General features: G+C 48.7%; 11 protein-coding genes. 7 read left to right on the top strand and 4 right to left on the bottom strand.

Annotation, left to right across the window (positions count from 1 at the left end; all coding sequences use genetic code 11):
• Positions 1–207: 207 nt before the first annotated feature.
• The gene (gene purU, locus RTX30_RS03350) at positions 208–1,050 is read right to left on the bottom strand and encodes a formyltetrahydrofolate deformylase (protein WP_312686777.1); all 843 of its coding nucleotides are present in this window, start codon (positions 1,048–1,050) and stop codon (positions 208–210) included.
• Between the two features lie 48 nt (positions 1,051–1,098).
• Positions 1,099–1,557, bottom strand: a complete 459-nt coding sequence (locus tag RTX30_RS03345) for a YchJ family protein (protein ID WP_312686776.1) — start codon at positions 1,555–1,557, stop codon at positions 1,099–1,101.
• A 110-nt stretch (positions 1,558–1,667) separates the two neighbouring features.
• On the opposite strand from RTX30_RS03345, the gene rssA reads away from it, so the two are divergent.
• From rssA to galU, 3 genes are all read left to right on the top strand, one after another.
• The gene (rssA, locus tag RTX30_RS03340; protein WP_312686774.1) at positions 1,668–2,576 is read left to right on the top strand and encodes a patatin-like phospholipase RssA; all 909 of its coding nucleotides are present in this window, start codon (positions 1,668–1,670) and stop codon (positions 2,574–2,576) included.
• 91 nt (positions 2,577–2,667) lie between these two features.
• The gene (gene rssB / locus RTX30_RS03335; RefSeq protein WP_312686772.1) at positions 2,668–3,681 is read left to right on the top strand and encodes a two-component system response regulator RssB; all 1,014 of its coding nucleotides are present in this window, start codon (positions 2,668–2,670) and stop codon (positions 3,679–3,681) included.
• Positions 3,682–3,879: 198 nt separating this feature from the next.
• Positions 3,880–4,791: a UTP--glucose-1-phosphate uridylyltransferase GalU gene (galU, locus tag RTX30_RS03330; RefSeq protein WP_312686769.1), complete on the top strand. Its 912-nt coding sequence runs from the start codon at positions 3,880–3,882 to the stop codon at positions 4,789–4,791.
• Between the two features lie 278 nt (positions 4,792–5,069).
• Here galU and hns read toward each other — a convergent pair whose 3' ends face one another.
• Positions 5,070–5,483, bottom strand: coding sequence for a histone-like nucleoid-structuring protein H-NS (gene hns, locus RTX30_RS03325; RefSeq protein WP_312686767.1), 414 nt, complete (start codon positions 5,481–5,483; stop codon positions 5,070–5,072).
• A gap of 546 nt (positions 5,484–6,029) precedes the next feature.
• On the opposite strand from hns, the gene tdk reads away from it, so the two are divergent.
• On the top strand, positions 6,030–6,647 hold the full coding sequence (tdk, locus tag RTX30_RS03320; RefSeq protein WP_312686765.1) for a thymidine kinase: 618 nt from the start codon (positions 6,030–6,032) through the stop codon (positions 6,645–6,647).
• An 86-nt stretch (positions 6,648–6,733) separates the two neighbouring features.
• Here the strand turns inward: tdk and adhE are convergent, their stop codons facing one another.
• A complete protein-coding gene (adhE, locus tag RTX30_RS03315) occupies positions 6,734–9,415 on the bottom strand; it encodes a bifunctional acetaldehyde-CoA/alcohol dehydrogenase (RefSeq protein ID WP_312686763.1) in 2,682 nt (893 codons plus the stop codon).
• Between the two features lie 467 nt (positions 9,416–9,882).
• On the opposite strand from adhE, the gene RTX30_RS03310 reads away from it, so the two are divergent.
• The 3 genes from RTX30_RS03310 (at position 9,883) to oppB (ending at position 14,054) form a co-directional block, all read left to right on the top strand.
• Complete coding sequence (locus RTX30_RS03310) at positions 9,883–10,530, top strand: YchE family NAAT transporter (protein ID WP_312686761.1); 648 nt, start codon at positions 9,883–9,885, stop codon at positions 10,528–10,530.
• 837 nt (positions 10,531–11,367) lie between these two features.
• On the top strand, positions 11,368–12,999 hold the full coding sequence (gene oppA / locus RTX30_RS03305; RefSeq protein WP_312686759.1) for an oligopeptide ABC transporter substrate-binding protein OppA: 1,632 nt from the start codon (positions 11,368–11,370) through the stop codon (positions 12,997–12,999).
• A gap of 134 nt (positions 13,000–13,133) precedes the next feature.
• On the top strand, positions 13,134–14,054 hold the full coding sequence (gene oppB, locus RTX30_RS03300) for an oligopeptide ABC transporter permease OppB (RefSeq protein WP_312686756.1): 921 nt from the start codon (positions 13,134–13,136) through the stop codon (positions 14,052–14,054).
• The last annotated feature ends 10 nt before the right edge of the window (positions 14,055–14,064 follow it).

Raw genomic sequence — 14,064 nt, 5'->3', positions numbered from 1 at the left:
CGGCAGATTTACAGTCTGCTCCCTTTGGCCGCTCGGGAACCCCACCACGGGGTAAAGCTAATATTACTGGCCTGCTCCCTTCTCGGGAAGCGCGGCGCATAATAACAAATGACGCGCCGCTGTAAAGCACTCAATAAATAAAAACGAATTACTTGTCTGCTTTTTGCACGTAATGCTGCAAAGGCAAGCAATTCAATTTATTACTGATTACAGAATAATCGTCCGGTTACCGTAAACAAATACCCGCTGTGCAAGCACCTGATACAGCGCGCGGCTCAACACGTTTTTCTCCACATCGCGCCCGGCACGCATCATGTCTTCCGCGGTGTAGGTGTGATCCACATGAATAACATCCTGCATAATGATCGGGCCTTCATCCAGATTGTCATTCACATAGTGAGCCGTTGCGCCAATGATCTTCACACCGCGCTCATAGGCCTGATGATAAGGACGCGCACCAATAAAGGCCGGCAGGAACGAATGGTGAATATTGATGATCTTATTCGGGAAGCGGGAGACAAATTCCGGTGTCAGCACTCGCATATATTTGGCCAGTACAACATAATCCGGCTGATGCGCTTCAATAGCCTGTACCATCAAACGATCATGTGCTTCACGCGTCAGGCCTTCATGACTTACCAGTTCAAACGGAATATCGAAACGCTCGACCAGCGAACGCAGCGTGTCGTGGTTGCCAATCACAGCCGCGATTTCGACATCCAGCCCGCCGTAGTTGGCTTTCATCAGCAAATCGCCAAGGCAGTGTGCCTCTTTGGTGACCAGAATAACCACGCGACGACGACCAGCAGGATTCAGCTCGCGAATCGATCCTTCCGGCAGCGCGCTGTCGAGATCCGCCAGCAGTGTGCCATCGTTAAAAATACCTTCCAGTTCGGTGCGCATGAAGAAACGACCGGTACGATGATCAACAAACTCATTGTTTTGCACGATGTTCAATTCATGCTTGTAACAAATGTTGGTGATACGGGCGATAAGCCCTTTTTGGTCAGGGCAGATAGTGCGCAGAACTTTACGTTGTAATGAATGCATTGCCGGGTAAATCCTGTTGATGATGTTTGCTATGCGTTGCTGTTTGCCTTACTGGCCGCAACACTTTTTAAATTTTTTACCTGATCCGCATGGGCAGGGATCGTTACGACCGAACTGCGGGCGCGTTCCATCGATATAGTACCACTTGCCGTTCTCCTTTAAGAAACGGGAACGTTCAATAATTGCGCCTGCTTGACCTTGTTCGCTAAACCGTGCCACAAAACTGACATAACCTTCATTACCCTTTTCGCCGTAAGCATGCTCAAATAGGGTCAGGCCGAGCCACGTCGTTTGCGGAAAATTAGCCTCAAGCTGGTGGCGAAAGGCTTCCGCTCCACAAGAAGGGTGCCAGGTGTTGATGAGATAATCTGCCTGATGTAACACGAAAGCGGTGTAGCGCGAACGCATAAGGTGGCTGGGTTCAGGAGGGAGCTGAGCGCCAGACAGATAAGGCTGGCAACATAGGCTATACTCCAGAGCGCTACCGCAAGGACAAGATTGAGACAAAATAGCATTCCTGGAACAAAAATAACGGCGCTGTTGCGCCAGGGTAGCAATATGTTAACTGAGCCGTAGCGCTGTGGCTACAGTAAGCCGGGGGAAGTGAAACACGCGTAATGAGAACAGTAAAGATTGGTCTGGCGCTCGGTTCCGGAGCGGCCAGAGGGTGGTCGCATATCGGCGTGATTAATGCGTTACAACGCGCAGGTATCGAAATTGACATTGTCGCGGGTTGTTCTATTGGCTCACTGGTCGGCGCGGCGTATGCCTGTGACCGATTGCCGGCACTGGAAAAATGGGTGCGTTCTTTTCGATACTGGGACGTGCTGCGTCTGATGGATGTTTCCTGGCAACGCGGTGGGTTATTGCGCGGTGAACGCGTGTTCAACCACTATCGTGCAGTGTTGCCGTATGCTGATTTTAGTCACTGCCAGAAGAAATTTGGCGCGGTCGCCACCAACCTGAGCACTGGGCGGGAGTTGTGGTTCACCGAAGGGGATTTGCACCACGCTGTGCGGGCCTCTTGCAGTATGCCAGGCTTGATGGCACCCGTCGCGCATAATGGGTACTGGCTGGTGGATGGCGCGGTCGTTAATCCTGTCCCTGTCTCGCTCACCCGCGCCCTGGGGGCGGATGTGGTGATTGCAGTCGATTTGCAGCATGATGCGCACCTTATGCAACAAGACCTGCTCTCGGTGAATCTGCCAAACGGTGAGAGTGATACTGAGGGCCGTGCAGTGTTACGCTGGCATCAGCGCCTGCGTGAACGCCTCGGGCGGACGGCACCTAAACGTCCGGTCACGCCCACGGCTATGGAAATCATGAGTACGTCAATTCAGGTTCTCGAAAACCGCTTAAAACGCAACCGCATGGCAGGCGACCCGCCAGATATTCTGCTGCAGCCTATCTGTCCGCAAATCTCGACACTGGATTTTCATCGTGCCGATGCAGCGATTGCAGCCGGGCATTTGGCAGTCGAAAAAAAAATAGACGAGTTGTTACCACTGGCGCGACCCGTAGTGTGATGACGTATTTTCGTAGAGTTCAGCAAATTCTGACAGGCGAGTATCGACGAAGCATGCCACTATTGATCTATCGTCAGGCAGGGGAGATGACATGACGCAGCCGTTGGCCGGAAAACAGATATTGATAGTCGAAGACGAGCCCGTTTTCCGCTCGCTGCTGGACTCTTGGCTGTTATCACTTGGAGCCAGCACCTTGCTGGCGGAGGATGGTGTTGAAGCTCTGGCCCGTATGGGAGCCGTAACGCCTGATCTCATTATTTGTGATTTGGCCATGCCGCGCATGAACGGCCTGGCGTTAATTGAACATTTGCGCAATCGCGGAAATCAAACGCCGATTCTGGTCATCTCAGCAACCGAAAACATGGCGGATATTGCGAAAGCGTTGCGCCTGGGTGTGCAGGATGTGGTGCTTAAGCCGGTGAAAGATTTTCTCCGCTTAAAGGAAACGGTATTTGCCTGCCTTTATCCCAATATGTTTAATTCCCGTGTTGAAGAAGAAGAGCGCCTGTTCCAGGATTGGGATGCGCTGGTATGTAATCCACAGGCTGCAGCGAAACTCCTGCAGGAATTACAACCACCGGTTCAGCAGGTTATTTCGAATTGTCGGGTAAATTATCGCCAATTAGTCTCGGCTGACAGACCCGGCTTAGTTCTCGATATCGCGCCTATCTCCGGTCAGGATTTGGCTTTTTATTGCCTCGACGTTACCCGGGCGGGCAATAACGGTGTGTTAGCCGCATTGCTGCTACGTGCATTATTTAATGGGTTGTTACAAGAACAGTTAGCTCATCAACGGCAGCGCTTGCCGGAAATGGGCGCGTTGCTTAAGCAGGTCAATCAATTACTGCGTCAGGCCAATTTGCCCGGGCAGTTTCCTTTATTGGTGGGTTATTACCACAGTGAGCTTAAGAATTTGATATTAGTTTCAGCCGGTCTTAACGCAACATTAAACACTGGCGAACATCAAATTCAAATCAGTAATGGTGTTCCTCTCGGCACATTAGGCAATACTTATCTCAATCAATTAAGTCAGCGCTGTGACTCGTGGCAGTGCCAGGTGTGGGGCGCGGGCGGGCGGCTGCGCTTAATGTTGAGTGCGGAATGAGCGATTGAATCAGACTTTGTAGATTGCTTTACCTGTACGATAAAACGAGTGGTACTATCGCCGCAGATTATGCGTATTAATCCTAATTAGTTGTAAGCGCGTCCTTTTCAGACCTGGCCGTTGGGATGGTGCTGATATACTCAGACGCGAGTTAATTCATGAACATGTTCAAAGCATGAACAGTCCAGGAGATTTTCAATGGCTGCAATAAATTCGAAAGTGACTAAAGCAGTAATCCCGGTAGCGGGGTTGGGAACGAGGATGTTACCAGCGACCAAGGCAATTCCTAAAGAAATGTTGCCGCTGGTTGATAAGCCATTAATTCAGTATGTGGTGAATGAATGTATCGCGGCAGGTATCACTGAAATCGTTCTGGTTACCCATTCATCCAAAAACTCTATCGAAAACCATTTCGATACCAGCTTCGAGCTTGAAGCTATGCTGGAAAAACGCGTTAAGCGTCAGTTGCTGGAAGAAGTTCAGTCTATTTGTCCACCGCATGTGACGATCATGCAGGTGCGTCAGGGGCTGGCAAAAGGTCTTGGTCACGCTGTACTGTGTGCACATCCGGTGGTTGGGAATGAACCCGTAGCGGTGATCCTGCCGGACGTCATCCTTGATGAATACGAATCAGACCTGTCACAGGACAACCTGGCAGAGATGATTAAACGCTTCGATGAAACGGGCGCGAGCCAAATCATGGTCGAGCCGGTTGATGATGTGACCGCGTACGGTGTTGTTGACTGCAAAGGCGCTACGCTGAATCCGGGCGATAGCGTACCGATGGTTGGTGTTGTGGAGAAACCCAAGGCCAATGCTGCGCCGTCAAACCTGGCGGTGGTAGGGCGTTATGTCCTGAGTGCTGAAATCTGGCCTCTGCTGGCAAAAACCCCTCCGGGAGCAGGCGATGAAATTCAGCTGACCGATGCGATTGATATGCTGATCGAGAAAGAGACAGTTGAAGCCTACCACATGAAAGGCAAAAGCCATGACTGCGGTAATAAACTCGGCTATATGCGCGCTTTCGTAGAATACGGTATCCGCCACAATACGCTGGGTACAGAATTTAAAGCCTGGCTGGAAGAGACATTAGGCGTCGGGAAAGCATAATTAATCCCTTTGCCGCAAAGGGAATTAAGCCGGAGAGAATAGCGCTGTTGCGCTGATTATCTCCGGCTTTTTTATTTCTAAACGTTGCGGTAAGAAACATAACACCGTCCCGCATGAACAGGCAGACGCCGCAAAACAATGGCATTTCAGACGAAGGCATAAACAATAAGCGTGACGGATTGAAATAACATTGCTGAATAGCAATATATTGTGAAGATATTGTGGAGTGCGTCAAAAAAAATCCCGCCAGCGGCGGGATTTTTCAAATCGCAGAAGAATTACTCGGCGAGAAGGAAATCTTCCAGTTTCTTGCCTTTTTCTTCGATAGCTTTTTTGATAACAGCCGGCGTGCGACCCTGACCTGTCCAGGTTCTTGATTCGCCGTTTTCATCAACGTAAGCATATTTAGCAGGGCGCGCAGCACGTTTAGCTTTCGTGCCGGTTTTAGCGGCTACCATGCTGTTCAGCAGTTCGTTCGGGTCAATACCGTCAGCAATCAGCATTTCACGATATTGTTGCAGTTTACGCGTACGCTCTTCAACTTCAGCTGCAGCAGCGCTTTCTTCCTCGCGGCGCTCATTTACTACAACTTCTAATTTTTCCAGCATTTCTTCGAGCGTTTCGAGAGTGCATTCTCTTGCCTGCGCACGAAGAGTACGGATGTTGTTCAGAATTTTAAGTGCTTCGCTCATTGTAGTAATCTCAAACTTATATTGGGGTGGTTTGTTGAGCTAATAATAGAGCGTTAATTTTGCCAGTGCAATAGCTGGTAATGTAAGGAATTCAAAAATCCCCCTTAATTAAGCCCGTTAAAAATAACGCTAACTAAAATTTTACTTGAAGAAACGCACAAAAAAGCACTTATAGCACTGGCTTCTATGTTGTTGTCGTCGCTTCTTTAGGTGTGAATTGTGATTAATCTTAACGGGTTTATAGTCGTGATGGATAAATATCGACCTTGTTTATTCCGTATAGTGAATGCACAAAGCAGATAAAATCATTAATAATTTCTGGATGATATGGTTTGTGAAACCCGATTTAAATCCTTGGTAAGATTATGAATTCGCTGGGCTGTTTCTCTGGCAGTAACAATAGCGCGGATTAACAATTGCTATATCTGTGAGCAAAGTAGCAGTAAGGGATTTAGTCTGACAAACGCTCTGCCATCCGGTTTGCCCGATAAAATATGGTACAATCGCCGCAAGTAATATCACACTTTGATTGGGGTTTTGCGCACGATGGCACAACTTTATTTCTACTATTCAGCGATGAATGCAGGGAAATCTACGGCTTTACTACAATCCTCTTACAATTACCAGGAAAGAGGTATGCGCACAGTGGTCTACACGGCGGAAATTGACGATCGTTTCGGCGCCGGAAAAGTAAGTTCCCGTATTGGATTATCCTCACCGGCGCGTTTGTTTAATCAACAATCCGCATTATTCGAGGAAATCAGCGCGGAACATAAGCGCGAAGCTGTCCATTGCGTGCTGGTTGATGAGTGTCAGTTTTTAACGCGTGAACAGGTTTATGCGTTATCAGAAGTTGTCGATCAGTTAGATATTCCGGTGCTGTGTTATGGGTTGCGTACCGATTTTCGCGGAGAATTATTCGTTGGCAGCCAGTATTTACTCGCATGGTCGGACAAACTGGTCGAGCTGAAAACCATTTGCTTCTGTGGACGTAAAGCCAGCATGGTACTGCGCCTGGATCAGAGCGGGCGGCCATATAATGAAGGCGAGCAGGTCGTGATTGGCGGCAATGAGCGTTATGTTTCGGTCTGCCGTAAGCATTATAAAGAAGCGCTTGTAGAGGGCTCTCTCACCGCGATTCAGGCGCGGGTCAGAGGTAAGTAAAAGCAACGCGTTAGTGTGTGTGGAAGGTGTTTTGCTCAAATAAAAAACCCGCCAGAGTCGGCGGGTTTTTTAATCAGGCTGAACAATTAAGCCGTTTTCTTCGCTTTCTTGTCAGCTTTTACTGGCGCTTCCACTTTAACAGCAGCAGCGGCAGGTTCACCTTCTTTGTACTCACGACCATAGAACGTATCCAGCAGGATCTGTTTCAATTCGGAGATCAGCGGATAACGTGGGTTGGCACCGGTACACTGGTCATCAAACGCATCTTCAGACAATTTGTCCACGTTGGCCAGGAAGTCAGCTTCCTGAACGCCCGCTTCACGAATTGACTTCGGAATACCCAGTTCAGCTTTAATGCTTTCCAGCCATGCCAGCAGTTTCTCGATTTTCGCTGCGGTACGGTCACCTGGGGCACTCAGACCGAGATGATCGGCAATTTCTGCGTAACGGCGGCGTGCCTGCGGACGGTCATACTGGCTGAACGCAGTCTGTTTGGTCGGGTTATCATTCGCGTTGTAGCGAATAACGTTACAGATCAGCAGGGCGTTGGCCAGACCGTGCGGAATATGGAACTGTGAACCCAGTTTGTGAGCCATTGAGTGACACACGCCGAGGAAGGCGTTAGCAAACGCAATACCGGCGATAGTAGCGGCACTGTGAACGCGTTCACGGGCAACCGGGTTTTTCGAACCTTCGTTGTAAGAAGCTGGCAGGTTTTCTTTCAACAGTTTCAGCGCCTGCAGCGCCTGACCATCAGAGAACTCAGAGGCCAGGACAGAAACATATGCTTCCAGCGCGTGGGTTACCGCATCCAGACCGCCGAAGGCGCAGAGGGATTTAGGCATATCCATGACCAGGTTGGCGTCAACAATCGCCATATCCGGAGTCAGCGCGTAGTCAGCCAGCGGGTATTTCTGCCCGGTCGCATCGTCAGTTACCACGGCGAACGGGGTAACTTCAGAACCGGTACCAGAGGTGGTGGTGATGGCGACCATTTTCGCTTTCACGCCCATTTTCGGGAACTTATAGATACGCTTACGGATATCCATAAAGCGCAGCGCCAGTTCTTCAAAATGGGTTTCTGGATGTTCGTACATCACCCACATGATTTTGGCTGCATCCATCGGGGAACCGCCACCGAGCGCGATGATCACGTCTGGTTTAAAGGAGTTCGCCAGTTCAGCGCCTTTACGAACGATAGTCAGCGTCGGGTCAGCTTCAACTTCGAAGAATACTTCTGTTTCCACGCCAGCGGCTTTCAGTACAGAGGTGATCTGGTCTGCATAGCCGTTGTTAAACAGGAAACGGTCAGTCACGATAAGCGCGCGTTTGTGACCATCGGTAATCACTTCATCCAGCGCGATTGGCAGTGAGCCACGGCGGAAGTAGATAGATTTCGGAAGCTTGTGCCACAACATGTTTTCAGCTCGCTTAGCAACGGTTTTTTTGTTGATCAGATGTTTCGGACCAACGTTTTCAGAGATGGAGTTACCACCCCAGGAACCACAACCCAGAGTCAGGGAAGGCGCGAGTTTGAAGTTATACAGGTCACCGATACCACCCTGAGATGCTGGGGTGTTAATCAGGATACGTGCCGTTTTCATCTTCTGGCCGAAGTGAGCAACACGTTCCGGTTGGTTATCCTGATCGGTGTACAGGCAGGATGTATGGCCGATACCGCCCATCGCCACCAGTTTTTCTGCTTTTTCTACCGCGTCTTCGAAATCTTTCGCACGGTACATTGCCAGCGTCGGGGAGAGTTTTTCGTGAGCAAAAGGTTCGCTTTCGTCGACGAGTTGCACTTCACCAATCAGGATCTTAGTAGTGACCGGAACAGTGAAGCCCGCCAGTTCAGCGATTTTATACGCCGGTTGACCTACGATAGCGGCATTCAGCGCGCCATTTTTCAGGATAATATCCTGTACGGCTTTCAGCTCTTTACCCTGCAGCAAATAGCCGCCATGGCTGGCAAAGCGTTCGCGTACAGCGTCATAGACGGAGTCAACAACCACAACGGACTGTTCAGATGCACAGATAACGCCGTTATCGAAGGTTTTTGACATCAGAACCGATGCAACGGCACGTTTGATATCGGCGGTTTCGTCGATAACCACAGGCGTGTTACCCGCACCAACACCAATTGCCGGTTTACCTGAGCTGTAAGCCGCTTTAACCATACCTGGACCGCCGGTGGCGAGGATCAGGTTAATATCCGGATGGTGCATCAGCGCGTTAGACAGCTCAACAGACGGTTGGTCAATCCAGCCGATCAGATCTTTCGGTGCGCCAGCAGCAATAGCCGCCTGCAGGACGATATCAGCCGCTTTGTTAGTTGCATCTTTCGCACGAGGATGTGGAGAGAAAATGATGGCGTTACGGGTCTTCAGGCTGATAAGAGATTTGAAGATAGCAGTAGAAGTAGGGTTAGTCGTCGGAACGATACCGCAGATGATGCCGATAGGTTCAGCGATAGTGATAGTTCCAAACGTGTCATCTTCCGACAGCACACCGCACGTTTTCTCATCTTTATAGGCGTTGTAGATATACTCAGAAGCAAAATGGTTTTTGATCACTTTATCTTCTACGATACCCATACCGGATTCGGCAACGGCCATTTTAGCGAGGGGGATTCGAGCATCTGCGGCAGCCAGGGCGGCGGCACGGAAGATCTTATCTACTTGCTCTTGAGTAAAGTTGGCATATTCACGCTGGGCTTTCTTCACGCGTTCAACGAGTGCGTTAAGTTCAGCGACATTAGTAACAGCCATAATGCTCTCCTGATAATGTTAAACTCTTTTAGTAAACCAGCTGTCCAATAGGTGAGTATAGACAGACCGGCTGCAGGTTGCGTAAATCTCAGAAAAACAAATAATTAACGCCTGACCACATGCCACTGATTTACTGAAAGAGCCTCAACGCGGCTTCGCTTTTTTTACTTTCTTTAGGTGAACTCAGATTACCTGGTTATGAGTAGTCTTTGCGTGATCTACGTCAAGTTTTAGCGAAGCTGACTCCTTTCAGCAGTGCTATTTTTGGGCGTTTGTAGCATATGTTAATGGCATCTGACTAAACGCTCTCTAAGATTATCACAATTAGTACAATTGAATAACATGTTGTATTGGTGCCATTTTTAACTGGGGAGTGGTGAACAAACACGAGAAAACGCGTATCGTTTGCATGGATTATTTTGTCATCCCTCCTTCAAAGAAAGCAGGGCGGCGTTGCGGAGCATACTGTGGTTCATACAATGTTTGATTTTCCTACTTACTTTAAGTTTTTTATTGGTCTGTTTGCGCTGGTGAATCCGGTGGGTATCATTCCCGTCTTTATAAGTATGACCAGCTATCAAAGTGCGGGTGCGCGAAACAAAACTAACCTGACGGCAAATCTCTCGGTCGCTATCATCCTCTGGACATCGCTGTTTCTTGGCGATGCGATTTTGCAACTCTTCGGCATCTCTATTGATTCTTTCCGTATTGCTGGCGGGATCCTGGTGGTTACAATCGCTATGTCGATGATCAGCGGGAAATTAGGTGAAGACAAACAGAACAAACAGGAGCAGTCAGAAACGGCTATTCGCGAAAGCATTGGCGTCGTTCCTTTAGCCTTACCATTAATGGCCGGGCCAGGGGCGATCAGTTCAACGATTGTGTGGGGGACGCGTTATCACAAAGTGGAATACCTGCTGGGTTTTTCGATCGCGATTGCCCTGTTTGCGTTTTGCTCGTGGGGATTGTTTCGCATCGCTCCCTGGCTGGTGCGTTTGTTAGGCCAAACGGGTATTAACGTCATCACGCGTATTATGGGGTTGCTGTTAATGGCGTTAGGCATTGAGTTTATTGTTGCAGGGGTGAAATCGATCTTCCCCGGCTTGCTGAACTGATTCACCTTCTTTTAATAAGCCTGTTAGCGTAATCGAACTGTATTTATTTATATATCGACTTAATTAAGCCGGGCTAAAATCACTGTTAAACAAACAGCATAATCAGTAAAACATATGATTAATACGCAAAAGGTCATTTAGCATAATAATTTACACTAATTAAAAAAATGATTATTTATCATAGGGCTACATTTTCTCCTTCGTGGGGGTGAATAATTTGTGTTCAGTGCTGCCTGTTATTTTCTTCACATCATACTATTGGGCTTGCCGTAACATAATCGAAATGATATTAGTACTTTCAATCTTCTGGCAGTTGAATGTGCTAAAAAGTAGTCAATTGTTGATTTTTTGTGCAAAACTGCACGGTGTCGACAAAAACGCGTTACATGGTCGTAGTGCGCATCTATCTGATTGAAAATCATAGATAAAAAATTCACAGGGAGGCTGTGCAGACAGTTCTCCGCAGCTCATGCTGCGCTACAAAAGAGAAATGGTTAACAAATTTGCAAAATGTATTGGCGGCAGCAGAAGGCATTTGTTATTTTCCGCCTTTATCTTAATGAGCCTTATAATTCGCAGAATATACAGTACAAATGAGAATCGTTTTCAAAAACAGCGGTTCTCTCCAGCATGAAGACATGCCTCGACAGGGGAGGCGTGTAAAAGAATCGACGCAAGATTGCCGTTTGAGCGATCCGTAATAAAAAAGTCGGTGATAGCAGCAGTGAAAAAAGATGTCTGATAGCGCCAAAAGCTCCTGCGCTCTTCAGACCCCCATAGGGGATGAAACAGGCTGGCCGAAACGCCAGTAATTATAATGAGTGGAGTATCAACACAATGTCCATCATCACAAAAAAAAGTCTGGTCGCAGCAGGCGTTCTGGCTGCGCTAATTACCGGTAGCGCAGCAATGGCTGCTGATGTCCCAGCAGGTGTTCAGCTTGCGGAAAAGCAAACGCTGGTTCGCAACAACGGCTCTGAAGTTCAATCTCTTGACCCTCATAAAATCGAAGGTGTGCCGGAATCCAACATCAACCGCGATCTGTTTGAAGGTCTACTGATCTCTGATGTTGAAGGCCATCCGACTGCGGGTGTGGCAGAAAAGTGGGAAAACAAAGATTTCAAAGTCTGGACATTCCATCTGCGTAAAGATGCAAAATGGTCAGACGGCTCTCCGGTGACCGCCCAGGATTTCGTTTACAGCTGGCAGCGTCTTGCGGATCCGAAAACCGCCTCTCCGTATGCAAGTTATCTGCAATATGGGCATATCGCTAATATTGATGATGTTATCGCTGGCAAAAAACCAGTTACCGACCTGGGTGTGAAAGCCATTGATGACAATACTTTCGAAGTAACCCTGAGCGAACCGGTTCCTTATTTCTACAAATTGCTGGTTCACCCGTCCGTTTCTGCTGTACCTAAAGCCACCATCGAAAAATTCGGCGAAAAATGGACGCAGCCAGCAAATATCGTGACCAACGGTGCTTATAAACTGAAAGACTGGGTGGTTAACGAACGCATTGTGCTCGAACGTAATACCAATTATTGGGATAACAAAAAAACCGTTATCGACCAGGTTACTTACCTGCCAATCTCTTCTGAAGTAACAGATGTTAACCGCTACCGCAGCGGCGAAATCGACATGACTTATAACAACATGCCGATCGAACTGTTCCAGAAGCTGAAAAAAGAGATCCCGAAAGAAGTTCACGTTGACCCGTATCTGTGTACTTACTACTACGAAATCAACAACCAAAAAGCCCCGTTCACAGATGTTCGTGTGCGTACCGCACTGAAACTGGCGCTGGATCGTGACATCATCGTTAATAAAGTGAAAAACCAGGGTGACCTGCCAGCATACAGCTATACGCCGCCGTACACTGATGGTGCAAAACTCACTGAACCGGCATGGTTCAAAATGACGCAGGAACAACGTAACGCTGAAGCGAAAAAATTGCTGGCGGAAGCGGGCTACACCGCTGATAAACCGTTGTCCTTCAGCCTGTTGTATAACACGTCAGACCTGCACAAAAAACTGGCTATCGCTGTGGCTTCCATCTGGAAGAAAAACCTCGGCGCAGACGTGAAGCTGGAAAACCAGGAGTGGAAAACCTTCCTCGACACGCGTCATCAAGGCACCTTTGATGTGGCGCGTGCGGGCTGGTGTGCGGACTATAACGAGCCGACATCCTTCCTGAACACCATGCTCTCCGACAGCTCCAACAACACCGCGCATTACAAGAGCCCGGCGTTTGATAAGCTGATTGGCGATACGCTGAAAGTCACGGATGAATCGCAGCGCGCAGATCTTTATTCCAAAGCTGAACAGCAGTTGGATAAAGACTCGGCGATCGTTCCGGTTTACTACTATGTGAACGCCCGTCTGGTGAAACCGTGGGTCGGTGGTTACACCGGTAAAGACCCGATGGATAATATCTACGTTAAAAACTTATATATTATCAAGCATTAATGGCAATGAGTGGGGCCGGGTAATCTGGCCCCACAGTGTCTTATCTTTATCGCACCAGAACACATCGTATTCAGGCATTATGAACGCCGCCTGCAACAGAATGTGTAAAAGGCACAGGCCAGAAGGTACGGGCAATGTTGAAATTTATCCTACGTCGCTGTCTTGAAGCGATTCCAACTCTGTTTATTCTCATCACGATTTCGTTCTTTATGATGCGCCTTGCGCCGGGAAGTCCTTTTACCGGTGAACGCGCATTGTCGCCGGAGGTTATGGCGAATATTGAGGCGAAATACCATTTAAACGATCCGATCCTGACGCAGTATTTCAGCTATCTGAAACAACTCGCGCATTTCGATTTCGGGCCGTCCTTTAAATATAAAGACTACACGGTGAATGATCTGGTTGCTGCCAGCTTCCCTGTTTCCGCAAAGTTAGGCGCTGCCGCGTTCTTGCTGGCGGTGGTATTCGGTGTGGCCGCGGGGGTCATCGCCGCGTTGAAGCAGAATACCAAATGGGATTACACCGTGATGGGGCTGGCAATGACCGGCGTGGTTATACCGAGCTTTGTTGTTGCACCGTTACTGGTGATGATCTTCGCCATTATTCTGAAGTGGCTGCCTGCCGGCGGCTGGAATGGCGGGGCGCTGAAATTTATGATCCTGCCGATGGTGGCGCTGTCGCTGGCGTATATTGCCAGTATCGCCCGTATTACGCGTGGTTCGATGATTGAAGTGCTGCACTCAAACTTTATCCGTACTGCTCGTGCGAAAGGGCTGCCGATGCGCAGAATTATCCTTCGCCATGCCCTGAAACCCGCGTTACTGCCGGTGCTCTCCTATATGGGGCCTGCATTTGTCGGCATCATTACTGGTTCAATGGTTATCGAAACCATTTATGGTCTGCCGGGTATCGGCCAGCTGTTTGTGAACGGCGCCCTGAACCGCGACTATTCGCTGGTACTGAGCCTGACCATTCTGGTTGGCACCCTGACGATTATGTTTAACGCGATTGTTGACGTGCTGTATGCCGTCATCGATCCGAAAATCCGTTATTAACACTGGAGTA

The organism is Kosakonia sp., assembly GCF_032052965.1.
Taxonomy (GTDB): domain Bacteria; phylum Pseudomonadota; class Gammaproteobacteria; order Enterobacterales; family Enterobacteriaceae; genus Kosakonia.
Note: the sequence above shows the minus strand (reverse complement) of the source record. Positions and strands in the feature narration are given on the sequence as shown.